15 protein-coding genes, 5 pseudogenes and 1 riboswitch are annotated in these 23,946 nt (G+C 40.6%); of the genes and pseudogenes, 4 read left to right on the top strand and 16 right to left on the bottom strand.

The annotated features are described in order from the left end of the window. Positions 1-39 precede the first annotated feature (39 nt). From RCG23_RS07135 to RCG23_RS07170, 8 genes and pseudogenes are all read right to left on the bottom strand, one after another. Positions 40-1,272, bottom strand: a complete 1,233-nt coding sequence (locus RCG23_RS07135; protein ID WP_308179160.1) for an MFS transporter — start codon at positions 1,270-1,272, stop codon at positions 40-42. Positions 1,273-1,325: 53 nt separating this feature from the next. Further along, positions 1,326-2,261, bottom strand: a complete 936-nt coding sequence (locus RCG23_RS07140) for an NAD(P)/FAD-dependent oxidoreductase (protein ID WP_308179161.1) — start codon at positions 2,259-2,261, stop codon at positions 1,326-1,328. Between the two features lie 20 nt (positions 2,262-2,281). Continuing rightward, positions 2,282-2,695 (bottom strand): FAD-dependent oxidoreductase, encoded by a 414-nt coding sequence (locus RCG23_RS07145; RefSeq protein WP_308179162.1) that lies wholly within the window; start codon positions 2,693-2,695, stop codon positions 2,282-2,284. A 13-nt stretch (positions 2,696-2,708) separates the two neighbouring features. Next, positions 2,709-3,205 (bottom strand): annotated as a pseudogene (locus RCG23_RS07150) (arsinothricin resistance N-acetyltransferase ArsN1 family A). Positions 3,206-3,224: 19 nt separating this feature from the next. Then, positions 3,225-3,677 (bottom strand): MarR family winged helix-turn-helix transcriptional regulator, encoded by a 453-nt coding sequence (locus tag RCG23_RS07155; RefSeq protein WP_308179163.1) that lies wholly within the window; start codon positions 3,675-3,677, stop codon positions 3,225-3,227. A 13-nt stretch (positions 3,678-3,690) separates the two neighbouring features. Continuing rightward, a complete protein-coding gene (locus RCG23_RS07160) occupies positions 3,691-4,824 on the bottom strand; it encodes an NAD(P)-binding domain-containing protein (protein WP_308179164.1) in 1,134 nt (377 codons plus the stop codon). A 182-nt stretch (positions 4,825-5,006) separates the two neighbouring features. Continuing rightward, on the bottom strand, positions 5,007-6,365 hold the full coding sequence (locus tag RCG23_RS07165; RefSeq protein WP_308179165.1) for a sensor histidine kinase: 1,359 nt from the start codon (positions 6,363-6,365) through the stop codon (positions 5,007-5,009). Continuing rightward, a pseudogene (locus tag RCG23_RS07170) lies at positions 6,343-7,055 on the bottom strand (response regulator transcription factor). The gene RCG23_RS07165 and the pseudogene RCG23_RS07170 overlap by 23 nt, the downstream one beginning before the upstream one ends. Positions 7,056-7,270: 215 nt before the next feature. Here RCG23_RS07170 and RCG23_RS07175 point away from each other — a divergent pair. Next, on the top strand, positions 7,271-10,396 hold the full coding sequence (locus RCG23_RS07175) for an efflux RND transporter permease subunit (RefSeq protein WP_308179166.1): 3,126 nt from the start codon (positions 7,271-7,273) through the stop codon (positions 10,394-10,396). 50 nt (positions 10,397-10,446) lie between these two features. Here RCG23_RS07175 and RCG23_RS07180 read toward each other — a convergent pair. From RCG23_RS07180 to RCG23_RS07190, 3 genes and pseudogenes are all read right to left on the bottom strand, one after another. After that, a pseudogene (locus RCG23_RS07180) lies at positions 10,447-11,855 on the bottom strand (SpoVR family protein). 98 nt (positions 11,856-11,953) lie between these two features. Next, positions 11,954-12,274 carry a DUF3889 domain-containing protein gene (locus tag RCG23_RS07185; protein WP_308179167.1) on the bottom strand — a complete coding sequence of 107 codons (321 nt, stop codon included), beginning with the start codon at positions 12,272-12,274 and terminating at the stop codon, positions 11,954-11,956. 15 nt (positions 12,275-12,289) lie between these two features. Next, complete coding sequence (locus RCG23_RS07190) at positions 12,290-13,309, bottom strand: M14 family zinc carboxypeptidase (RefSeq protein ID WP_308179168.1); 1,020 nt, start codon at positions 13,307-13,309, stop codon at positions 12,290-12,292. A gap of 148 nt (positions 13,310-13,457) precedes the next feature. On the opposite strand from RCG23_RS07190, the gene RCG23_RS07195 reads away from it, so the two are divergent. After that, the gene (locus RCG23_RS07195) at positions 13,458-13,712 is read left to right on the top strand and encodes a YhdB family protein (RefSeq protein WP_308179169.1); all 255 of its coding nucleotides are present in this window, start codon (positions 13,458-13,460) and stop codon (positions 13,710-13,712) included. A gap of 85 nt (positions 13,713-13,797) precedes the next feature. Here the strand turns inward: RCG23_RS07195 and RCG23_RS07200 are convergent, their stop codons facing one another. The 4 genes and pseudogenes from RCG23_RS07200 to RCG23_RS07215 all read right to left on the bottom strand — a co-directional run bounded on the left by RCG23_RS07200 (position 13,798) and on the right by RCG23_RS07215 (position 17,508). Then, positions 13,798-15,018: an MFS transporter gene (locus RCG23_RS07200; protein WP_308179170.1), complete on the bottom strand. Its 1,221-nt coding sequence runs from the start codon at positions 15,016-15,018 to the stop codon at positions 13,798-13,800. Between the two features lie 2 nt (positions 15,019-15,020). Next, positions 15,021-15,551: an NADPH-dependent FMN reductase gene (locus RCG23_RS07205; protein ID WP_308179171.1), complete on the bottom strand. Its 531-nt coding sequence runs from the start codon at positions 15,549-15,551 to the stop codon at positions 15,021-15,023. A gap of 184 nt (positions 15,552-15,735) precedes the next feature. After that, a pseudogene (locus tag RCG23_RS07210) lies at positions 15,736-16,378 on the bottom strand (response regulator). Positions 16,379-16,389: 11 nt separating this feature from the next. Next, on the bottom strand, positions 16,390-17,508 hold the full coding sequence (locus RCG23_RS07215; protein ID WP_308179172.1) for a GAF domain-containing sensor histidine kinase: 1,119 nt from the start codon (positions 17,506-17,508) through the stop codon (positions 16,390-16,392). 181 nt (positions 17,509-17,689) lie between these two features. Then, positions 17,690-17,807, top strand: a riboswitch (SAM riboswitch). Positions 17,808-17,934: 127 nt separating this feature from the next. Between RCG23_RS07215 and RCG23_RS07220 the strand changes: the two genes are divergently transcribed. Both RCG23_RS07220 and metH read left to right on the top strand, forming a co-directional pair. Continuing rightward, positions 17,935-19,794: a bifunctional homocysteine S-methyltransferase/methylenetetrahydrofolate reductase gene (locus RCG23_RS07220; RefSeq protein WP_308179173.1), complete on the top strand. Its 1,860-nt coding sequence runs from the start codon at positions 17,935-17,937 to the stop codon at positions 19,792-19,794. Next, positions 19,772-23,223 (top strand): annotated as a pseudogene (gene metH / locus RCG23_RS07225) (methionine synthase). The gene RCG23_RS07220 and the pseudogene metH overlap by 23 nt, the downstream one beginning before the upstream one ends. 215 nt (positions 23,224-23,438) lie before the next feature. On the opposite strand, the gene RCG23_RS07230 reads toward metH, so the two are convergent. After that, positions 23,439-23,759: a hypothetical protein gene (locus RCG23_RS07230; protein ID WP_308179174.1), complete on the bottom strand. Its 321-nt coding sequence runs from the start codon at positions 23,757-23,759 to the stop codon at positions 23,439-23,441. Positions 23,760-23,946: the final 187 nt, after the last annotated feature.

Genomic DNA, 23,946 nt, shown 5'->3' on the forward strand with positions numbered 1-23,946 from the left:
GTTATATTAAAAAATAAAAAGACCTAGAAGGCATTTTCGTTACAAATGTTGTTTTAATGCGTTTTGATTTGAATGATTATTCCTTGGCAGAAACCACATAACCGTTAAGAATAAACAAGTCATTGCGGCCATCCAGAATACATTCGTCAATCCCATTTTTTGTTCAAGTGAATACCCCATAATTGGCCCAAGAGCAGCACCTAAATCTATAATAATTGTAAAAGCAGTCATGATGAAAATTTTGTTTGAAACCTTCGATGAATAATCAGTTACAATGGCATCCATAATCGTTGTAAGAATCGAAGCAACTAAAAGATGAATAAATAAAATAGGCAGCAAAAAAAATAATGGAATGTTTAAGGGAATCAAACAAAGCAGAAAGAATGCGCATGCCAGGAAAAAGGACAACATCATATTTTTTTGCTTAGCATAATCCATCATGTTTCCAATTTTCATCACGATAAAAGGAGCGATTCCCCATCTTAATGCCTGGATTACCCCAGCAAGCGAAGCTGCCCCTGTAATAATACCAAGTAGATTAATCTTATCTGTAAATTTCACTTCGATGATATGACTTAATGTCGCCGTTAACATTCCATCAAGGAACATAGTCAATAGAAAGGCCGTTCCTAGTATCGTGATGAGACGTCTATTTAAAGACCTACTTAAGTTTGTTAAAAGCGAAGGTTTTCCCACTGATTCATGAGTCTGAATAGTTTTGGGGATGTATTTAAAGATGATTGGTAGGCTTATAAACGCAGAGATTCCTAAAACCATGCTAATGACATTCATACCAAATAAATCGGCAAAAAAACCACCCATCAGCATTCCGAACAGACTCCCAAGACGGTACAGTCCGTTATAAGTGCCTACAAAATTCCCACGGTTCATGTCAGTTGAGAGCTGTAAAATCAATAAATACGCGCCGAGTTTAAAAAGAGACCAGGCAAAACCCCATATCGATCGAATTATAATCCATACATTGAAATCTTCAACGAACCCGTAGCTTATGGTCGTCAAACCGCTTAACACGACCGCAAGCAGTATTCCTGATCTGAAATTAAGTTTCTTATACAAAAACCCGATTAATGGGTTCAATGGAAGCCTTACAAATCGGTTAACCGATAGGAGAATTCCGACTTGAACTAAGGAAGTTAAACGAGCTTCTTTCCAGTGCGTCGGCAATACAATATAAAGCATCGAGTCTCCTGCTAAACATATTGCCGTGATGAAAGCGATGGCAATAATCGACTGTTTATTTTTTGGTACCATAGTTCACCCCTATTTAAAAGACCAGTCTGACGTGTTTCAGACTGGTCTTTTCTTTAACCACAGCAAGAATTCTTTTTGATTTCCAGCTTTACAGGGACAGGTCCACCGCAACAGGAACTCGCTTTAGTTTCTTCTGCAGATGTCTCAGTTTCACAGCAGCTGGAAGAGAAATTCGTCTTACAGACTCCTGTTTCAGGCAGTTCCAACTGAACTTCTTTCGCTCCCTGGAAATCCCCTGTCAAATACGCTACTACTGACCTCACCTGTTCATATCCAGTAGCCAGCAGGAAGGTTGGCGCCCGTCCGTAACTTTTCATTCCCACGATATAAAAATTCTTCTCCGGTTGTCTTAATTCCTCTTCCCCATGCGGTTTTACGGTTCCGCAGCTATGAATATTCGGGTCAATCAGCGGAGCAAGGGTATCTACGCTTTCAACCGCAGAATCAAGACTTAATCTTATTTCATTCAGATAACTTATATCAGGTCTAAACCCAGTGCTTACAACGATCTCATCGATTTCACCGATTGTTTCTTCTTCACCATTCAAGTCACCTAGTACGCTTATTTTTCCTTTCACTTCGCGTACTCCACTGATATAAAACGGTGTTAAAACCTCAATTTGTTCGGAATCAACCAATCGTTGAATCCTGATTCCAAGTTCGCCTCGCGCTTGCAGACCATCGTTTTCCTGTCCGCCGTATGCTTCACGGACATGTTTTTTTCGAAGAACCCAGCGGATGACGGTGTCCGGGTACTTTTCTTTTAATTCCACCAAGTCAAGGAGAGCATTTATCGCTGAGTGACCGCTTCCAATCACCATAACGGATTTGTTCCGGTATCTTTCTTCTAACTCTTTAACATTCGGAATTCCATAATAAATATGGTCTTTCAGTGTCCTTTCAGCATTGGTCCAGATCCCATTCGACAGCATCGGATTGGGATTTTCCCATGTGCCTGATGAATCAATGACAGCTTTTACTTCAAACACTTTGGTATCCCTATCTATTTCTACATAGATCTGAAAAGGGACATTCTCTCTCCGTTTAGTTTTGAGTTTGTCGAGGCCTTTTTTGCAACACCAACGACTTTGGCACGTGTAAAAACGTTCTTTTTTATTCCTGAGAGGTTGCTTAACGGAAGTAGGTACTTCTCTACCAATTCCCGTCCAGTCGGTAGATCTTCTTCTGCTGGTGAAGTCCAGCCTGCTTCTGTTAGCAATTCCTTTGCTTCCTTATCGACATTGTACTTCCATGGTGAAAACATTCTCACATGTCCCCACTTCAGCATGCTGGAGCCAATTGTATCTCCGGCTTCAAACAGCACAAATTTTTCACCTTTTTTTACAAGATGGGCCGCTGCTACCAGTCCCACAGGACCGCCTCCTATGATTGCAACAGGCATGTTTTTTTGGGTTGAATCCATTTATGATTACCTCCTAAGTTAATAATTTTTCCATTGCCATCACATCGACGAATTCACCATCTAACGTGCCTTGCTTCTGAAATACACCTACGACACGAAATCCTTTTTTCTTATACAGCCCTTGCCCTAGCTCGTTAAAGGGGAAGGTCGAAAGAATGATTTTATGAAAATCATTTTCTTTTGCCAGGATTTCGATAGAGGACAGCAATTTCCCACCGATTCCTTTTCCACGATATTCCCGTTTGATGTAAAGTGATAGGTCCGCTACACCGTTATATGCCGCTCGGCTATTATATTGATTTAAACTGGCCAGCCGACAACTTCCCCATCCACTTCTGCCACGATGGCTTTGTATCTGTCCGTATGCTTTTGAAACCAATCCATCATATACTGCAGATCCTTTGTTTCCGTTTCTAATGTGGCAATACGGTCCACAATTCCTTGATTATAAATGGATTGGATGGATTCCATGTCACTTGGAAAAGCCTCCCTAATAACGATTTCATTCATTTTGATCGTTTCCCCCTGATTAACAACTGCTACTTTCCTTTTTGATGCCGCAGCATACAGGTGCCTTTGTCATGGTGTCCGCAAGAAGATGAATCGCTCGTTGCACCGTTTCCCGCTCAAAGTCCGTCATCTGACTGAATATATCTTCTAGAAAAGCATTCACTTGTTGATCAATATCTTTTGCCACTTTTTCTCCCTTATCCGTTAACGCTAGGTTACTGATCCTTTTGTCTTCTTCTGAAGAGATCTTTGTTACCAGTTCCATTTTCACAAGGGTTTGAATTTGCCGGCTGAAAGTCGTGATATCGATTCCAAGTAAATCTGCCACCTGCTGGATTGAGGGATGGTCATTGGCATCAATCTCATAAAGAATGTGGCTTTGGGCAGCGGATACATCTACGCCATCAACCGAACAACATGTTTTATTCAATAAGCCAAAACTTCGCGTAATAGCTTGAAAGGATTTTCTCATGATGGCATCTCCCCTAATTTCTTATCAAATTATGTTCTTTGTTCTTCACAATCGAAGGAATGATCGAAAAAGCAGTCTTCCTTAATCCCAGAATAAATCTAAATGTTGGGCCATGGCTATGAGAAGATAATGGGCGTGCAAAATATAGCCCAGGTAAACTCGATTCGAACGATTCGTTTAATTTAGGAAACTCTGTGAAACCTTCTTCACGTTCAATGATAGACAATAAATCCTTTTCGAAAAATGGTACCTGGTCCAAATTAATGCGAAAACCAGTCGCAGCAATGATATGGTTGACTATTTTTTCCGATCCATCCGATAAAACGATCCGTATTTCATCCTCAATCAATAGTTCAACTTTTTCAATTGATACCCCTGCATTTTGAGGAACGATTCCTTCTACATATGGTTTTAAGAAATGGGCCACACTACCAGCCGATTGCCCCCATCCTTGTTTCTTTTCATCCAGTGGAAGTTGATAAAAGATGTCACCCACATCACGAAGTGCAATTTCATTTTCTCTGCTTCCAGCGTAATTGGGTCCTTCCTTACGGTAAACCAACTCAACATCCGCCCCGTCTCTATGCAATAATCCTGCGGCTTCCCACGCACTTTGTCCGCTTCCTACCACGACCACTTTCTTTCCCTTGAACTGGGAAAAGCTCGTGTATCCTGAAGTATGGGATACCAATTGGGAAGGTAGCTCTCTCAAGAAGCCTGGAAGATACTTATAATGTTCAACGCCTGTTGCGACCACCACATTCTTGGCTGTGTATTGATCGCCAGTTTCACTCGTGACTTCATAGTAACCTTCATTTTTTATAACTTTCGTAATCTTTTCAGGAGTAAATTCAACACCTGACTTCCTAGCAAACCAATTCGCATACTGAACAAAAATAGGTCTTGGAAGAGGTGTTACCAGTTCGATCCCTGTTTCTATTGAAAATTGCTGAATCGTTAAATCATCCTTTGAATCTGAAAAGCTGACGAACTCATGAGGTGTTCGTATAAACATATCCTGCGGCATTTGATTTCTCCAAAAATCCATTGGATAGCCAAACAATTTGTATTGAAGATTGTTTGATACTGCATGGGAGGCTAATGAAATTCCAAACGGACCTGAACCAATAATAATTAAATCCAACATAACAGACATCCCCTTTTTATTTGTAAAAATCAATTTTTCATTCCCATAAATTGATTGAAATAAATTACTTTATATACAATTAATAACATTAATATTTGCAATTTGCAAGTATTATTTATCAATTTTTTTTGATTAATACTCAAATAAAAAGACCACTGGGCTCCCAATAGTCTTTTATATAGTTAAATTGGTAAAGTGAGTACGACTTCCGTTCCGGAACCTTCTTTACTTTTAATGTTAATTTCACCTTTGTGCAGTTTCACAATACTTTTGGCGATATTTAGGCCTAATCCTGTCCCTCCTGACACTCGGTTTCTTGCCTTATCCACTCGATAAAACCGTTCAAAAATATTTTCGATTTCTTCCTGTGGAATTCCAATCCCATAGTCTTTAATCCGAATGGTTGCTTGGTGATTATTCTTGTCTAAAGAGATTTCAATTTTATCATGACTGTATTTAATCGCATTATCCAGCAATATGATAATAACCTGTTTTATCTTTAATTCATCTGCCTTAATGATGATTGGAGACTCCTTAAAATCAAGTATTATTTCTCTCCTGTAAACATCCTTGAGTTGTTTTAAAATATTCTGGCTTAACGAAACTAAGTCGACTTCGGTCATCTCTACTATGTTTTCGTTCTCTAAGGTTGCCAGATCCAGAAAAGTTTCGGTCATCTTTTGGATCCTTGTTGCTTCAGAATGAATAGCCTGGATAGCTTCATCTACTATTTCTGTTTTCTGTACCCCGTGCCTTCTTAATAGATTAGCATAGCTCTTTATAATGGTTAGTGGTGTTTTTAGTTCATGTGATGCATCAGATACAAACTGGTTTTGTTTCTCCATATTTTCCTGGAGTCTTTCAATCATTCTGTTAAATGTTCTTGCTAATGTTTGGAGCTCGTCCCTTGTTTTATTTTGAATAGGAATCTTTTTTGGCACTCCGCTCTGTTCAATATCCTCCATCGTTTTTATCACATTGGAGATCGGCCTCATAATTATATTCGATAACCATCTTCCTCCAAGCAATGACAATAGTACTGCTAGTAAAGTACATACGCTAAGTATTCCAAGAAGAATATCTTTTCTCATTTCCAGCCCTAATAATCGTTCGCCAATTTCCAGGCTGCTATTAATTTTATTTTCTTCTTTGATTGGAACACGGACGATTAGAATTTGCTCTTCACCATCTTCTTCCCTAATTAATCGCCTTTGAGACTCTTTAACTTTAGTGTACTTACCTTTGATTTTTTTAGTGAGCTTTATATCATTTGTAACTTCATGAATAGCCTTATTTTTTGTATGCATAATTCTGATATACGAATGGTTCGTTAAGTAATCTTTTAATTCATCCTCAACGCTGCCCGAATTCTCGTTTGTTTGTATGTCTTTTACAATGTCATTTGCCTTTTGAAAAAGCATCTCTTCTTCCATATTTACTGTCGTTTTCATAAATAAAATGAAAACAACTACATTTATAATCATTAAAATGCAGAGCATCCATGCTGTAGTAATTAAATTAATTTTTGTTGTAATTTTCATCGGATTTCTCCTTTATTGAATAACCAATCCCCCTTACGGTAGTAATTAGCTGCGAAGAAAAGCCTTCATCGACTTTTTTTCTGAGATGCCTTATATAGACATCAATTACATTGGTTTCCCCTTCATATTCATAACCCCAAATATTAACCAGGATATTTTCCCTTGTAACTACTTTATTTTTATTGACTATTAAATACACCAGCAAGTCGAATTCTTTAGGGGTTAACATAATGGAAGTATTAGACCTTGTTACCTCTCTCGTATCCATGTCAATCGATAGATCGCCCACTGAAATAATAGATTCCTCATCATTAGTAATTTTGTTTGAATGATGGCGCAAACAGGAACGGATACGGGCCAATACTTCTTCAATTTCAAATGGTTTTGTTATATAATCATTTGCCCCCTGATCCAGCCTGCCACTTTATCAAAGGTTGTATTGCGGGCAGTTAATAGAATAACAGGTACATGGCTGCTAGCATTTCTTATTCTTCTTAATACCTCAATTCCATTTAATCCGGGCAGCATAACATCCAGTAATATTAAATCAAATTCAGAATGCAGTGCTTTTTCTAAACCGGATCTTCCATTATCCTCCACGGTTACTTCGTAATTTTCATATTCAAGTTCTAACTGTAAGACACGGGCAATCTGACTTTCATCCTCAATGATTAAAATCCGGGTTTTCACTTCACTTCATCCCCCATTTAAAAATCTATGGCAATTTTCTACCAACGGAAAATTTTTTTATATTCTACAATGTAGCACTATTTATAAGCTGATTTAACTTTTTAATGAATTGTTAATCTTTTTTTCAGTGGTTGTACAGGTTCAGTCGATATAGTTAAGTTATCCCAAATCTGCACTTAGAATTATTTTTACATTAAATAATTGGAGGTAAACTGATGAAACGAATTGTAGAGGCAACCATGCAAAGAGCTATTCTCATGATTGTGTGCGTTGTCATTATTTTGGCATGGGGAGGAATTTCTGCATTCCAAATGCAAAGAGATTACTTGCCTGGCATAAATAATACTACCCTAACGGTTAGTATGAGAGTGCCGGGGTATCAAGCTGCTCAGGTAAAACAGCAAGTCACTGATAATTTGGAAAGTGCTGTCAAAATGACCGATGGTTTATCAAATGTTGAAACCACGTCTTATGATGGCGGTTTATTTATGAGCTTGTATTTTCCGATGAATGCGGATATGAAACAAGCAGAAGACCAGGTGAATAAAGCACTGGCAAATGCAGACCTTCCTTCAACGATTACAAGCACACCTTCAGTGACAAGGTTAACAACCAGTTCTTTTCCAATTTTAACTTATAGCTTAACAAGCTCAAAATTAGATGAACCAACGCTGCGTTCGACTGCTCAACAAGAAATTGTTAGACAATTAAAAACAGTTCCTGGTGTAGCGGATGTTTCGGTGTTTGGGGGAGCGAAAGATGGATATGTACTAACCGTTCGAATGAAAGACCTTATGAAAAATGGCCTGACATTAGATGACATTAATAAATCGTTTTCTATGTCTCTTCCAGCCATGCCGCAGGGGAATATTGTAAACAATCAATTATCTATACCTGTTTCTTTTGATGGGCTGCAATTAACCCAACAGCAAATGGACAACTCAACCATTAAGAATAAGGAAGGAAAAGCCATTCCTGTTTCCGCATTTGGAACGATCACTCATTCTTTAAATGATTTTAAAACTGTTTCTAGAACAAACGGTGCACCAAGTGTCACATTAAATGTAATCAAAACGCCATCAGCTAATATTACTGATGTGGCAGAACAAGTAAAAGACCGCGTTTCTCATCTTCACTTGGATACAGTAAATCCAAAGGATGTTTCGTTCCATATTTTACTTGACCGAGAAAAAGAATTAAACAGCTCACTTTTCGGATTAGTTCGAGAAGGTTTACTTGGCTGCCTATTCTCCATGATTTGTGTATTCTTCTTTTTCAGAAATGTTAGATCGACTTTATTAATTGCGATTTCATTGCCAATTTCATTATTAGCAACAACTGCTTTCTTAAAATCCATGGGAATCACGTTAAACATTTTAACTGTTTCAGGTTTAATTGTTGCGATGGGCCGAATTGTCGATGACTCCATTGTTATTTTAGACAACATGTATCGAAAACGGGAAGAATCGAAAGATAAGTCTCTGCTTTCCATACTTGCATCATCTGTTACTGAAATGATTCCTGCGATATTAGGTTCTACCTTAACAACAATTGCTGTTTATATTCCAATCGCCTTTGTTGGGGGAGTCATTAGTGCTTCTTATAGCGGATTTGCCTGGTCAGTAGTTATTGCACTCATTATTTCATTCTTTGTAGCGATGCTTGTCATCCCTGCTCTTGCTTTCATGGGATGGAAAGGCGGAAATGCAACAAAGAAAACCGTCAAACTTGATTATGCAATGAAACCAGTACTGCAATCTGCTTTTAAACACAAAAAAGCAATGATTATTGTTTCTATATTGGTTTTCGTGGGTGCAGGTATCTATTCTGCTTTCCTTCCAGTGAGTTTATTACCTAGTGGAAAAATCGGCCAAATTGCTATTAAAGCAGAATTGCCTAAAGGAAGCACCTTAATTCAAGTAGATTCTGAAGTACAAAAAATTGAAAAAAAATTAAAGGCAAACCCAAAAGTCAGTGCGTATTCATCCAATTTTGGTTCTACCATGACACCACAAAGTGATGATGTGTTTGACCAGGGAGGAGGCTATATAACATATCCAAATATCGCCAACCTTGCCGTTGTTTTGAAAAATGACAAGGATGCTGATTCTGTTATTCAAGAGTTACAAAAACAGCTTCCATCATTATCTAAAGACGTGATTTATACCGTAACAAGCCAGAATATTTCTGGTGATGATTCACAAATGCGCATTCTATTTACTGGTTCAGACCAAGTAACATTGGATAAAACAGCTCAAGAAGCAAGAACAACTTTGTCTAAAATAACGGACCTGAGTGTAGATGGAAAAGTGGATTTAACAAATGGCTCTCCAAAGTACAAAGTTACATTTGACCAAAAAGCGATCCAAGATAAAGAGATAAAAGTTGCTGACATTCTAACGGTTGTTAATCGTTATATGTCCTCACCTAAAGATGCAACAATTAGTGTTAACCATAAGGCACTACCTGTCGATCAATATTTAGACCAAATTGCATCAGGAACAAATTCTCCTATTACGATAAATGCTTCTGCTAATGAAGTTTTAGCCTCATTAGCGGCTGAAACGTTAAATGGAATTAACGGAGAAAAGGTTCGTTTTGATCAAATAGCAACTGTTTCAAAAGATACTTCTTCATCAACCATTAGCGAGAGAGATGGACAGCCATTCTCTCTTGTGACAGCACAGATTACATCCAACGATATAAGTAAGGTATCAAATGAAGCAGACAAAGCTCTAAGCGACATGAAACTTCCAAAAGATGTAACCTATTCATTGGGCGGAATTTCTGAACAAGTAAAACAAATGATTTTCGATATGTCCATTGCGGTTGCATTTTCAATTTTATTAGTATTATTGATAACTTCTTCTATATTCAAAGGGTGGAGATCACCACTAGCGGTTCTTTTAAGCATTCCGCTTGCTTTAAGTGGCGTAGTTATTGCCTTAGTTTTATTTGGTGGAGAATGGAACTTAGCAGCATTAATTGGTATATTGATGCTTACCGGTATTGTAGTAACAAACGGTATTGTGTTAATTGACAAAATCGAAAGAAATCGAAAAGAAGGAATGCCTGTTAAAGAAGCTGTTTTGAGCGGCAGCCTTTCAAGGATCAGACCTATATTAATGACAGCAGCAGCAACAGTCCTTACTTTGTTACCACTTGCTTTATCACATAATGCCGATACAGTCATTTCCCAAACACTCGGTATTGTCGTAATTGGAGGTATGGTAACATCAACAATCAACAGCTTTATTATCATCCCGATCATTTATGAATGGCTGCATAAAAAACCGGCTACAAAAAATGCAAATACTATGGCTGAAAGACAAATAAGTTAAAATTCCATTAAAAAGGTATCCCAAACGAATGTTGGGATACCTTTTTTAGGTTATAAATACTTCCTGTGAATTCCCTTTCCATCATACGTAAACAGCATTGGCCGATCTTCAATCCTTGTTTCGATATGTGCTGGCCTACCCCAGAGCTGATGGATATATGGCAGTACTTTTTCAAGATATTTCACATCGAGTTCAACGCCTTCATACCAATGCTTCAAATACAATTCTCCATTTTTCAGATAGTCTCCATCGTTGACTGTAATATAAGGAAAACCGCCATTTACGCGCATATTAACCAGTTGGTCTCGGACATGCTCCCACTGCTTATCCACAACCTTATAATCACGGCCTGTTTTTGGAAAAGATACATATCCTCCCTCATGACCAGATCCTTGGTCAAGTAATTGCGAAGGAAAGAGATATCAGACTCCACTTCACGCACTTCAAACATTTTTTCACGGCCTGAGCCTGGTTTTACTCCTCTTCGCTTCATTTCCTCTGTCGGATTATCGAAGCGTTCCTCAATATCCTCGAATATTTTTATGCCTAGATAATACGGATTAATTCCTGTCTTGGAAGGCTGCACAACTCCCGCATTTAGCTTAGCAAATTCAATAGCTTCACCGCTGGTCAGATCCATTTCACGAAGGATTCGCTGATGCCAGTACGAAGCCCAGCCTTCGTTCATGATTTTCGTTTCAAGCTGCGGCCAGAAATAAAGCATTTCTTCACGCATCATTGTTAAAATGTCTCGCTGCCAGTCCTCGAGCTCCCTGCTGTAGGTTTCAATAAATAAGAGCAAATCTTTTTCAGGGCGCGGCGGAAAATTCTTTTTCTTTACAGGCTGATCCTCTTTTTTTCCTCTATCCTCCAGCTTCCATAAATCATCATATGGTGTCGGAGCAGGCTGATTATCTTCCTCCTCCTCATCCTCCATTGACCAGGCAAGCTTCGGTCTCATTAAGGAAGGATCAATATGCTCATCAATTGCTAATACCGCGTCAAGGAAGGTCTCAACTTCTTTTTTGCCATGCTGTATTTCATATTTACGGATACGGTCAGCCGTTGCCGCCATGCTTTCAACCATATCCCTCTTTGTATTTTGAAAACGGACATTATTTTTGAAAAAATCACAATGTGCAAGAACATGGGCGACAATCAGCTTATTCTGAATTAAAGCGTTGGAGTCGAGCAGAAAGGCATAGCAAGGGTTTGAGTTAATAACTAATTCATATATTTTACTTAATCCAAAGTCATATTGAAGCTTCATTTTATAGAACTGCTTCCCAAAACTCCAATGTGAAAATCGAGTCGGCATTCCGTAAGCACCAAATGTATAAATAATATCAGCAGGACAAATTTCATAACGCATTGGATAAAAGTCTAACCCAAAACCACTGGCAATTTCAGTGATTTCACTAATGGCGTATTCAAGCTCTTTCCGTTCCTCGGCATTCACGAGCCATTCCCCCCTTTTGCGTCTTACCACAATGTATGAAACTCAGGCGGGAATGATGAAACGAGTTAAAAAATAAAACAATAAACGCCTATGGCAGCTTATTGTTGAGGGGTTTCCACTGTAAGATTCAGCAGCTTGTTATTGGTTAAATTATGCTTGATTTTTATCGTGACATAACTCATCTTTCCTTTTTCTTTTATCTGAAAACGAAAGGAGTCAACGACGTCTGTATCTGAAACCTTTTCTCTCCCTAAATACTCGTATTCCCTGACCTCCGCTTCAGGATAATCCGCTTTAACGACCGATATCGCTATTCTTCCGTATTTCTCATAATCAGTTTTCTGTGCCATTGCGGACTGAGTTCCTATGCTCATTAAAAGTATTGCAGCGGCAATCAGCAATCCAAGATGCTTTTTCAAATTAACAACCTCCATTCAATCTTTTCTGTTAATATCCCACGTCTGTTTATAATTATGTAGCATAAGCCGGTGTGCTTCATCAGCAAGCAAAACACCTACATATCGGTTCCGTTTCCACTCCTCCTTAAATACAGACAAAGGCGGATTTCTTTCTCCAACGAGGTAACTAATTTCAATTGTAAAGGCTGGCCGATGATATGCGGATAAAAACCAGTCGGTAAATCCGCCGCCAACTGCTTTCTCCGGAGGCTTTCCTAAATTATAGCCAGTCATTCCGGCAATCTTTTCGGCAATCAATCGATCCCGTTTATAATTCTTCCCGTTATGGTACTCCCAGAAAATTTCCCTGCCGGCAGAATGATAAGCGCCTGCTGATAATGGATTGATTTCCTTAACGAAATTGATAAGTGCGATTGTTTCACTTGAGACGAGAGGCTTTCTGCCTTTAAAAAATTGGTACGAAGGTTTTGAAGGATTTTGCCCGAGCTCTACCCAGCCTGCAGGATACTGCCTGTTCAGATCAACTCCCAGTCCATTTGCTTTCCATCTTACAAACTTTTCTGTACCTTCATTCATTTTTTTCACTTGCTTTCTCTGTGTAACAGGCACCCCTTTTAGTCCGCTCTGCTGTATCATTACTCCGTCCGGATTCAGCATCGGGACAAACCAGATCGAAACCTCGTCCAATAGAGAAGATGGGTATGGGCGAATGAGTTTTAAATGGCCATATGCTTCCGCGTAATCTTCAAGCATCTTCATTAACAGCATACTTGTCATCCATTCCCTGCCATGATGGGAACCGATGAGCAAAATGCTTTTTTTTCCGTGCCCAAGCCTGGCCGCCCATATTTTCCTTCCCTGATGTGACATACCAATAGATTTAATCTTGATTTCATTTCCATATTTCAAGCGCAGCTGGACTAGATCTGTGACAAGCATTTTATAGGAATAAGGGGCGTCAGTTTCAACAGTTTCTGCAGATACCTTTTCACAGACTGAAAAAAGCAAAAGAAAAATTAAAAGGATTTTGTCCATGAATGCTTTCACCTCTTCCTTTAAATGCTGATTGTTATACAGGTAAAAGTTGAAAAACGCGCTGTATCAGCTTGTCCAAGATTTTCTTAGGTAGTTCTGGCGTAAATGTCATAAAATAATCTCAACTCCTAATAAGGAGGAGACAAAAATGAATAAGATGGATTATGATCGGGCGTTATATTATACGCACCGCTCACAATGGGACAATCTGTTAATATTAATGGTCCGAACTCCAGACCAATTTTTATCTAAAAAAATTGAACAATTCCTTCATGCTTATCACTTTGAACATGACTATACCGTCATTGAAAGAAATTTATACTCTCTTTTGCGATACATCGACCACGCAAATGGGACAGTTGAAGATAACCAACCAGAAACACCAATGTATAGTCTCTCCTGAAAAAACTTGTGAATGCATTTAAAATTAACCGGGAACAAAGAATTCCACTAAAAAAACACGGCACCCTTTACGGGAAGCCGTGTTCTTAAGTAGTTGTGATGTCTATTGCCTGTTTGTTGTCCATTCTATTAATGAAAAGAATGATGACAAACGAAGCAGCAAGCAAAAAGGATAATATATAAAAACTAAAGGAAATGTTATTTTGTATGCTTAATCCTGTAAACACACTTAGCAGGATAAGCCTCAATCCGAGTCCAATCAGCCTGAATAAGCTGTCTACTCGGCCCATTACATCATTAGGAACCTTTTCCATCATATAGGCATTTCGTGCGACCCTTGTACCGGCATTTCCAAAAGCCAGCAAAATCGTCAATATGAAATATAATGGAATAGATTTAATAAGGATAACTGCAGAAATGGCGGCAGCATAAACAAAAATGGTAACAGTGATTGAAAATTCATTCCCTCTCTTAAAAGCAAGAATCGGGACAACAACTCCTGCAGCTACTGCACCAATTCCATAAACCATGCTCTGCATCCCATAAATAGAAGCACTGACATGGAGGACCTCCTTTAAATAAACCGGGAATACATAATTCGTCACCATGACACCGATGAACGGCATGAGCGACGCAGTAAGATACAAAAACAAAGCAGGCTTTCTGTGGATATAACGGTACCCTTCAGTAATTTTCAGCCAAAACTTTATCTTTTGTCCTGTATGAACCCTTCGCTGATAAGGTATCTTTAAGAAAAGCAGAAACGCGCTGATATAAGTGAAAGCATCAAACAAAAGCAGCCAGTGAAGATCGACCTTTGTCATTAATATTGCCGCAAGTGCTCCTGCCGCAACACTGGATAGCTGCCCCTGGATTTCCATTGCTCCATTCAACGGCCTATACACAGATTTATCGAAAATCTCCTGATTAAATGCAAATATGGCAGGATAGAAAAGATTGTAATAAAAGCTGCCGCTTCCATATAATACGATATAATGCCAAACCTGGAATTTGATCCCTAAAATTCCCTGGACAGCGAATAACAATACAATGAAAAAACCGATTATTTCTCCGATAAGCAATATTTTCTTCCTGGAATACCGATCAATTAAATGCCCGATCAACGGTGTGATAAAAAAATTAACCGCAGTCATTAAAATGGTAATATAACCAAATAAACTGCCTCCATGCACCCGAGAAACGAGGAGCCAGGGAACAGCGATCATTGTGATTCCTGACCCTATTGAAGAAAGGATATTAGCCGAAAGGATGAAATGAAAACGACGGTCCTTATATAGACCCTTCATTTTCATTTCTCCATTATAGATGCGTGGATCTTTACATACATACGGAGTTCGTCCACCAATTGCTTCGCCAGCACATCCGCATCAGCAAGCAGCCCATCCTTCTCATAATCAAAGCAATTAGGATCCATGACAAGCTGTCTCGGAATCACATTTGCGTAAAGTCCCCTTGCCACCACTCTCATATTATTTAGGGCATTGATACCTCCCTTTCCCCCGCCCGCAGCAGCCAACAGAGCAACCGGCTTATGGGAGAATTGCTTGCTCCCTAAGAAATCGAGGGCGTTCTTCAATGCTCCGCTCATCCCACTGTGATACTCTGGTGATGCAAGAATGATGCCGTCTGCGTTACTTATCATCTCTACGAGGTGTTTTACTTCGGCCAAACCGTATTGTTCTTCTTCACCATTATAAATTGGCAGGTTTAATTGGCTAAGATCGATTAATTCAACTCCATACTTTCTTTGGATATGCCTTGATACAATACCTGTTCTCCCTTTAACTCTAGCGCTTCCATTCACAATTACAATATTCATCGTTTTTATCTCCTTATCATCTGCCGAACCTTTTTGCCTGGCAGGAAATCCGTTTTGTTTTATATTTACAGTATAAGGAGTTTCAGTTATTCATAAATCGGCAGAAGGCTTGATTTTTCACTACACGATTAGACCGGTAAAACGGTAACTCCTCTACGACTTTAGTATGAGATGGATAGTGCCATTATTTTTCTTTAACACCATGGCGAACCGCAAATAAAGCAGCCTGGGTCCGGTCAGACAAGTTCAGCTTCGCTAAAACATTTGAAACATGAGTCTTTACCGTTTTTTCCGTGATGAAAAGAGAGGAAGCAATCTCTTTATTGCTTTTTCCGTTCGCTATTTCTCTAAGGACATCCCTTTCACGATTTGTCAGCTCATCTAGCGGGCTTTTCTTCTTTATTTTTATTATTCAAATGCGTCAGCAAATGCGTAGTCGCCTTTGGATGGAGCTGGTTTTCCCCGCTCAACAGCTGTTTGATGGCACGTACCAATTCGTCCGGTTCCACATCCTTCAGCTGGTAGCCCGAAGCACCTGCTTCAATCGCCGGAATAACATGGTCATGGTCTGAAAAGCTTGTCAGCATCATGATTTTTACCGCAGGATTATGTTGTTTGATTTGCCTTGTTGCCTCAATACCATCCATAACAGGCATGACCAGGTCCATCAGAATAACGTCTGGCTTTAATTCCTCCGCTAATTTGACCGCTTCCTGGCCGTTTTTTGCTTCTCCGACAATTTCGATCTCCTGCTGTGTTTTTAGAAAAAATATCAATCCTCTTCTTACAACGTGGTGATCATCTGCGATCAATAACCGAATACTCACACTCTCTCCCCCTAAACTGGAATGCTAATCCTTATTTTCGTTCCCTTACCAGGCTCGCTTTTTAACGAAAAATGGCCTTTTAAAGCTTCTGTTCTGTCCTTCATGCTTCTTAGTCCCAATGATGGAAGTTCCTTCTCTTCATCGTAAAAAAAACCGCAGCCCTCATCATTAATATCCATTATGACTTCCTGCTCTTTTGCGGTAAAATACATGGTTACAGCCTCCTGGCTGGAATGCTTTTTGCAATTACCGAGGGCTTCCTGGCCAATTCGCCATATCGCTTCTTCCACGCTTCCCGGAAGGTTAATGACGCCTTTGACTTTAATATCCATCTTGAGCCCAAGCATTTCACCATAGCTTTTTAATGCGCTTACCAACCCATTTTCCAAGCCGCGCGGACGCAGCTGCCAAATCAATGCCCTCATTTCATTCAAAGCTTCCTGGGCCATGTCCTGGATATAAGAAAATGTTTCCTTCACTTCAGGATCCTCCGACCTTTCTTTTCCCCCTCTTGCCGTTAAACTGAGCGAAAATAACAGCTGGTTTACGGAGTCATGAAGATCGCGAGCAAGCCGGTTCCGCTCCGCAGTCAGTGCAAGATCCTGCTCCCGCTGTGTCAGATTGATTCGTTTTATGGCCGTTCCGATTTGGAGGGCAACAGATTCTAATAAGGCAAGCTCCTCTTTATTAAAATGCGTTTTATTAGGTGATCCAATATTAAGCAATCCAAAGTTTTCCTCCGCCGCTTTAAGCGGGACTGTGGCATGGTGGGTAAGCCCATAGGTTTCTCCCCAATGAAAATCAACCGCATCCTCAAGCCGTTTGCATTCAATGATGTTGGTTGCTTTATCAAGTCGTCCATCGAGATAACGGTCGAGGCACCAGCACTCACCAGAGCACATCGGTGCACATTGATTGAGCGTCAGGGCAGGAGGCAGATTTTCATGGGCAGCCAATTGATAGCCTCCAGTTTGATCAACTAAAAAAATCCACCCTGTCTGCAATCCAGTCACATTCAAGAGATTTTTTAAAACTTCGGAAAGAACTGCTCGCGTATCCGTTCCTTTATTCAATAATTCGGCTATATCCTTTAAGATTTTCAGCCTCGACAAACGTGTTTCTTCCTCCACTGCTTTTCCTCCCGAAAATTCAGTCTTTTTTTCCTATTATAACTCTTTTTAAAATGTGAAGCCTTAGAAAAAAGGCTGAAAGGGTCTACAGCTAAAGTATGAAGAAACAACTAATTTTTTAAAATGATTGACAGGTATTACTAACCTATAGTAAGTTTTATAAAAAGTCTAAATATTATGTTTCTTATCAAGAGAGGTTGAGGGAATGGCCTAAGACGCCTCAGCAACCATCAATGGCTTCAAGCGATTGAAAAGGTGCTAAATCCAGCAAGTTAACTTTTTAACTTGGGAGATAAGAGGAATGACCAGCATTTCCGCTGACCAAAGTCTTCTTCTTATAGAAGGCTTTTTTGTTTTTATAAGGGTAAATACCTTCTTTTCATATAGCAGAAGGTCTTAAATACGTTGAACACGAGGGGGGAGAACATGGGGATCCTGGAAAAATTAAACGAACAAATATTAATTGCCGATGGAGCAATGGGCACCCTTTTATATTCATATGGAACGGATTGTTGTTTTGAAGAACTAAACCTTTCACATCCAGAGCAAATCGTAAACATCCATAAAGCATATATCGGTGCCGGGGCGGATTTAATCCAAACGAATTCCTATGCGGCCAGCTATTTGAAGCTGCAGCGCTATGGCCTTGAGGATTCAGTAAAGGAGATTAACAGCGCAGCTGTCCGAAACGCTAAAAAGGCAGCAGGGAATCAGGCATATGTAGTTGGCACGATTGGCGGAAACCGTGGAATAAAGCCAAATTCCATCGCAATCGAGGAAATAAAACGAAGCTTTCGCGAACAATTATATTGCCTGCTTCTGGAGGGAGTCGATGGAATACTCCTTGAAACCTATTACGATTTGCCGGAGCTTGAAACAGTGCTGACTATTGCCAGAAAAGAGACCCATTTGCCCATAATCGCCCAAGTGTCTCTCCAGGAGACCGGCATCATGCAGGACCAGACTCCTATCAATCAAGCATTGAATCGCCTTGAAAATCTCGGGGCGGACGTCATTGGGCTTAATTGCCGGCTCGGACCTCATCATATGCTGATGACCCTGGAACAAATTGAATTGCCAAAACACGCATTTTTATCTGCCTATCCTAACGCAAGCCTCCCAGCCTATATGGATGGTAAATTCCATTACGAGGGTGATGCCGATTATTTTAAACAATCAGCCCAGGCCTTTCGCAAGGAGGGGGTCCGCCTGCTTGGAGGATGTTGCGGAACAACACCAGAACACATAAGGGCATTTGCTTTCGAGCTCAAAAACAGTGTCCCTGTAACAGAGAAGAAAGTAAAAGCAATAACAAACAGAATTACAGAAGCTCCTACTCCTTCCGAACGGGAATATCCGCCGTTGCAGGATATCGTTCAAGCAAGAGACTCGGTGATTGTCGAGCTCGATCCGCCAAGGAAGCTTGATACAACAAAGTTTTTTGCAGGAGCAAAAGCACTGAAGGAAGCCGGAATCGACGCCATCACACTCGCTGATAATTCACTTGCTTCTGCCCGAATCTCAAATGAATCCCTAGGTTATCTGGTTAAAAATAAGCTGAATCTGCGTCCACTCATCCATATTTCATGCAGGGACCGCAATATCATTGGTCTGCAATCTCATTTGATGGGACTGCACACCTTAGGATTAAATGATGTGCTGGCAATAACAGGTGATCCTGCCCGAGTCGGAGATTTCCCCGGAGCCTCATCCGTTTACGATATGTCTTCTTTTGAACTGATTCAGATGATCAATCAGTTGAACAAGGGCTTGTCCATTTCAGGAAAGGATCTTGGTCAAAAGACTGCCTTCAGCATTGCGGCAGCTTTTAACCCGAATGTCCGACAGCTCGACAAAGCTGTTAAACGCCTTGAAAAGAAGGTTGAGTTTGGGGCTGATTATTTTATTTCCCAGCCTGTTTTTTCAGAACAAAAATTAATTGAAATCCATCAACAGACTAAGCACCTTAATGCGCCTATATTTATTGGCTTAATGCCATTGTTAAGCAGCAAGAATGCTGAATTCCTGCATAATGAAGTACCCGGCATCAAGATTTCCGAACCGATTCGTGCGAGAATGGCAGCGCACGATCAGCCCGAAAAAGCCATACGCGAAGGAATCGCCATCACAAAATCATTAATAGATGCCGCACTTGAATTATTCAATGGAATTTATTTAATTACACCATTTTTGCGCTATGAGCTGACAGCCGAATTAGCCTCATATGCCCGACAGCGTGCAATCGAATCCAGGAGGGACAGCTATGTCAAAAGCACCATTAGTTGATCAAATAAAAAAACGGATTCTCATCATGGACGGTGCAATGGGCACGATGCTCCAAAGAGCCAGCCTTACTGCAGCGGATTTTGGTGGTGAAGAATACGAAGGCTGCAATGAACATTTAAATTTAACAGCACCGTCCGTCATTTCCGCTATCCATAAAGAGTATTTGGAGGCTGGGGCTGATATTATTGAAACGAATACATTTGGAGCAACCAGCATTGTACTGGATGAATACGGGCTTGGCTACAAAGCATATGAAATTAATAAAATAGCCGCACTGATTGCAGGCAGGGAAGCCCAAATCGCCTCCACCCCCGATAGGCCTCGCTATGTGGCAGGATCGATGGGCCCGACAACAAAAACTTTAAGCGTCACTGGCGGCACGACCTTTGATCGCCTCGCTGCTGCCTACGAGGAGCAGGCAATCGGGCTGATTGATGGAGGCGTTGATCTCCTCCTTCTCGAAACGAGCCAGGATATGCTAAACGTAAAAGCCGGATATGTTGGCATTCAAAATGCTTTTGAAAAAACTGGTAAGTCTGTACCTCTTATCGTTTCAGGAACAATCGAACCAATGGGCACGACTCTGGCAGGACAATCGATTGAGTCCTTTTATATTTCCGTTGAGCATATGAATCCCATTGCTGTCGGCCTGAACTGTGCAACAGGTCCTGAATTCATGCAGGATCACGTCCGTTCCCTGGCCAGTTTGGCATCATGTGCTGTCAGTTGTTATCCTAACGCCGGACTCCCGGATGAGGATGGGAACTATCACGAGACACCAGAAACCCTTGCAAGAAAGCTTGCTGATTTTGCAGAGCATGGATGGCTTAATATTGTAGGTGGGTGCTGCGGAACTACGCCTGAACATATTAAGGCAATTACTGAGGCAATGGAGAAAATAGAGCCCAGAAAGGCTGCTCCTTCTTCTGTTCATATGGTATCAGGCATCGAACCATTTATTTACGATGATCCGACACTAAGGCCTATTATGGTTGGTGAGCGGACAAACGTCATCGGCTCGAGAAAATTCAAAAGATTGATCACGGAGGGCAAATTTGAGGAAGCCTCTGAAATAGCCAGAGCCCAAGTGAAAGGCGGCGCACACGTGATTGATATCTGTCTTGCCGACCCGGACCGTGACGAGCTTACAGATATGGAAAACTTTATTAAGGAAGTCGTAAAAAAAGTAAAGGTTCCCCTTGTCATTGATTCAACCGATGAAAAAGTTATTGAAAAGGCACTTAAATATTCACAAGGAAAAGCAATCATTAATTCAATCAATCTAGAAGATGGCGAGGAAAGGTTTGAAGCAATCGTTCCGCTGATTCACCGGTATGGGGCTGCTGTCGTCGTCGGTACTATTGATGAAGACGGTATGGGCGTTACGGCGGAAAGGAAATTGGAAATTGCTGCCCGTTCGTTTAAACTGTTAGTTCAAAAATACGGACTCAATCCGCAGGATCTAATTTTTGATCCGCTCGTATTCCCGGTTGGAACAGGTGATGAACAATATATTGGTTCTGCAAAAGCGACGGTCGAAGGAATTAAGCTTATTAAAGAGCGTTTCCCGGAGACACAAACGATTCTTGGAATCAGCAATGTGTCCTTTGGCCTTCCTCCAGTGGGGAGAGAAATATTGAACTCTGCCTTTCTTTACCATTGTACTTTAGCCGGCCTTGACTACGCGATTGTCAACACAGAGAAACTGGAACGGTTTGCCTCGATTTCAAAAGAAGAGGTCCAAATGGCTGAAAAGCTTCTTTTTGAAACAACAGATGAATCATTAGCCCAATTTACTGACTTTTATCGGGATAAAAAGAAAGAAACAAGGAAGACCATCCCTGATATGAGCCTGGAAGAGCGCCTTTCCTATTATGTGGTTGAGGGCACAAAGGAAGGTTTGATAGCAGATTTAGACATCGCACTCGATACCTACCCTGCCCCGCTGGATATCATAAATGGGCCATTGATGGATGGAATGAAAGAGGTCGGCCGGTTATTTAACGACAATCAGCTAATTGTCGCCGAGGTTTTACAGAGTGCCGAGGTAATGAAAGCATCTGTTTCCCATTTGGAGCCCCATATGGAAAAGGGGAATGTTTCTGCTTCCAAAGGGAAGGTAATTTTAGCAACTGTGAAAGGCGATGTTCATGACATCGGAAAAAATCTTGTCGACATCATTCTTAGCAATAACGGCTATCAGGTAATCGACCTTGGAATTAAGGTTTCCCCTACCGAGTTGGTCCAGGCGATTCACCGGGAGAAACCGGATATGGTCGGATTATCAGGCTTGCTCGTCAAATCAGCCCAGCAAATGGTGCTGACGGCCAGGATATGAAGGAAGCTGGAATTACACTCCCTATATTAGTAGGAGGTGCTGCCCTTTCCAGGAAGTTTACGGATACAAGAATCGCAAAGGACTATGACGGCCTTGTCCTCTATGCAAAGGATGCCATGACAGGATTATCACTTGCCAACCAGTTAAATTCACCCGATGAGTACCAAAAGCTTTTAGATGAAAAAAGTAAAAAAATAGCTTCAAGGGATATTCCGGCTGATTTTCCAGTCCGCACTTCCGTTTCCGTGGCGGTAAAGCCCAAAAAAACAGTTTCAGCAGAAGCTCCGGTGTTTATTCCTAAGGATACAAAGAGACATATTTTAAAGGCCTATTCCCTCTCGCATATTGAACCGTATATCAATATGCAAATGCTGATTGGCCACCATCTCGGTGTTAAAGGCAAAATCTCTAATTTACTTGCGGAGAAGGACGAAAAGGCAATGAAAGTAAAGGGAGTCATCGATGAATTGCTTTCTGAAGCCGGAAAAAATGAGTGGATATCGCCAGCCGCTGTTTATCAATTCTTCCCGACGCAATCTGAAGGCAATAAGGTTATCATTTACGATCCGCAAAATCAGGAAAATATAATAGACGTATTTGAGTTTCCTCGCCAGGAATCTGCTCCGTTTCTATGCTTGGCAGACTTCTTAAAGCCGGTAGAAAGCGGTATTAAGGACTACGTTGGGTTCTTTACCGTAACTGCCGGAAGAGGGATTCGGGAAAAGGCAGAAGAATTTAAAAGAGAAGGCCGTTTTTTGGAAAGCCATGCACTTCAAGCACTCGCCTTGGAGACGGCTGAAGGCTTTGCCGAATTAATTCACCGCCAGATGCGCGACCGCTGGGGCTTTCCTGATCCACTCGACTTCAGCATGCAGGATCGTTTTGCTGCTCATTACCAGGGGCAGCGATTCTCGTTTGGATATCCTGCCTGCCCTAATTTAGAAGACCAGCAGAAATTATTTAAATTAATCCAGCCTGAACAGATTGGAATCCACTTAACGGATGGCTGTATGATGGAACCGGAGGCATCCGTTTCAGCAATGGTGTTTGCACACCCTGAAGCAAGGTATTTTAATGTCAACAAAGTTTAAGAAAAGAGCCTGACTAGGACATCCTCAAAAAAGCCAAAGGACCTGAATAAATTAATTCAGCCTTTGGCTTTTTGTTTATATATTAAAAACGGGTTTATGTGTAAGCTCAATGTTAATTTTGTTAAAACCTTGATCACTACTTTTTTCCTGCATAATGATTTTCCAATTTTTAGAGATTATATCTTTTAAGGCTTGGAGATTTTCATCCGTGATTTTCACCTGGTCCAGAAATTCTCCGGTATCAACGAAATCCTGGCCTCTTTCATATTAAACTTAATGGACAGCAATGATTTAAGTGCGCCTTTAGTTAGAAAAGTAATCTGATAACCTTCTGTAATAGCTTGTTGGCACTTTTCTTTATTTTGCTCATAGAATTCAATCATTGTTTTCCAGGTGGGAATCCCTTCTCCTAAACTTTCCAGAAAGGGTTCATTTCCTTCCTCCAGGAAATCAATGACTTCATTGGACTGATATCCTTTTGCCTTAATCATCTCAATCATAAGTGCATAATTTAATGCCAATTTTACTTTTTCCAACTTGAACTCCCCCACTTTTATCTCTTTTAGATAGGCTGTTTTCGTATACTTTGTTGCTATATAAGGAGTATTTGACTTTCACTCCAGGATGCTCGCTTTCCGCGGGGCGGGCGGTGAGCCTCCTCGGCGCACAGCGCCTGTGGGGTCTCACCTGTCCCGCTGCTCCCGCAGGACGTTGAATCAACTT

Source organism: Neobacillus sp. PS3-34, from assembly GCF_030915465.1.
Classification (GTDB): Bacteria; Bacillota; Bacilli; order Bacillales; family Cytobacillaceae; genus Neobacillus_A.

Bases quoted from the DNA above. Each gene is read 5' to 3' on its own strand.
- RCG23_RS07135 (WP_308179160.1), bottom strand. From the start codon at position 1,272: ATGGTACCAAAAAATAAACAGTCGATTATTGCCATCGCTTTCATCACG.
- RCG23_RS07145 (WP_308179162.1), bottom strand. From the start codon at position 2,695: ATGGATTCAACCCAAAAAAACATGCCTGTTGCAATCATAGGAGGCGGT.
- RCG23_RS07155 (WP_308179163.1), bottom strand. From the start codon at position 3,677: ATGAGAAAATCCTTTCAAGCTATTACGCGAAGTTTTGGCTTATTGAAT.
- RCG23_RS07160 (WP_308179164.1), bottom strand. From the start codon at position 4,824: ATGTTGGATTTAATTATTATTGGTTCAGGTCCGTTTGGAATTTCATTA.
- RCG23_RS07165 (WP_308179165.1), bottom strand. From the start codon at position 6,365: ATGAAAATTACAACAAAAATTAATTTAATTACTACAGCATGGATGCTC.
- RCG23_RS07175 (WP_308179166.1), top strand. From the start codon at position 7,271: ATGAAACGAATTGTAGAGGCAACCATGCAAAGAGCTATTCTCATGATT.
- RCG23_RS07190 (WP_308179168.1), bottom strand. From the start codon at position 13,309: ATGGACAAAATCCTTTTAATTTTTCTTTTGCTTTTTTCAGTCTGTGAA.
- RCG23_RS07195 (WP_308179169.1), top strand. From the start codon at position 13,458: ATGAATAAGATGGATTATGATCGGGCGTTATATTATACGCACCGCTCA.
- RCG23_RS07200 (WP_308179170.1), bottom strand. From the start codon at position 15,018: ATGAAGGGTCTATATAAGGACCGTCGTTTTCATTTCATCCTTTCGGCT.
- RCG23_RS07205 (WP_308179171.1), bottom strand. From the start codon at position 15,551: ATGAATATTGTAATTGTGAATGGAAGCGCTAGAGTTAAAGGGAGAACA.
- RCG23_RS07220 (WP_308179173.1), top strand. From the start codon at position 17,935: ATGGGGATCCTGGAAAAATTAAACGAACAAATATTAATTGCCGATGGA.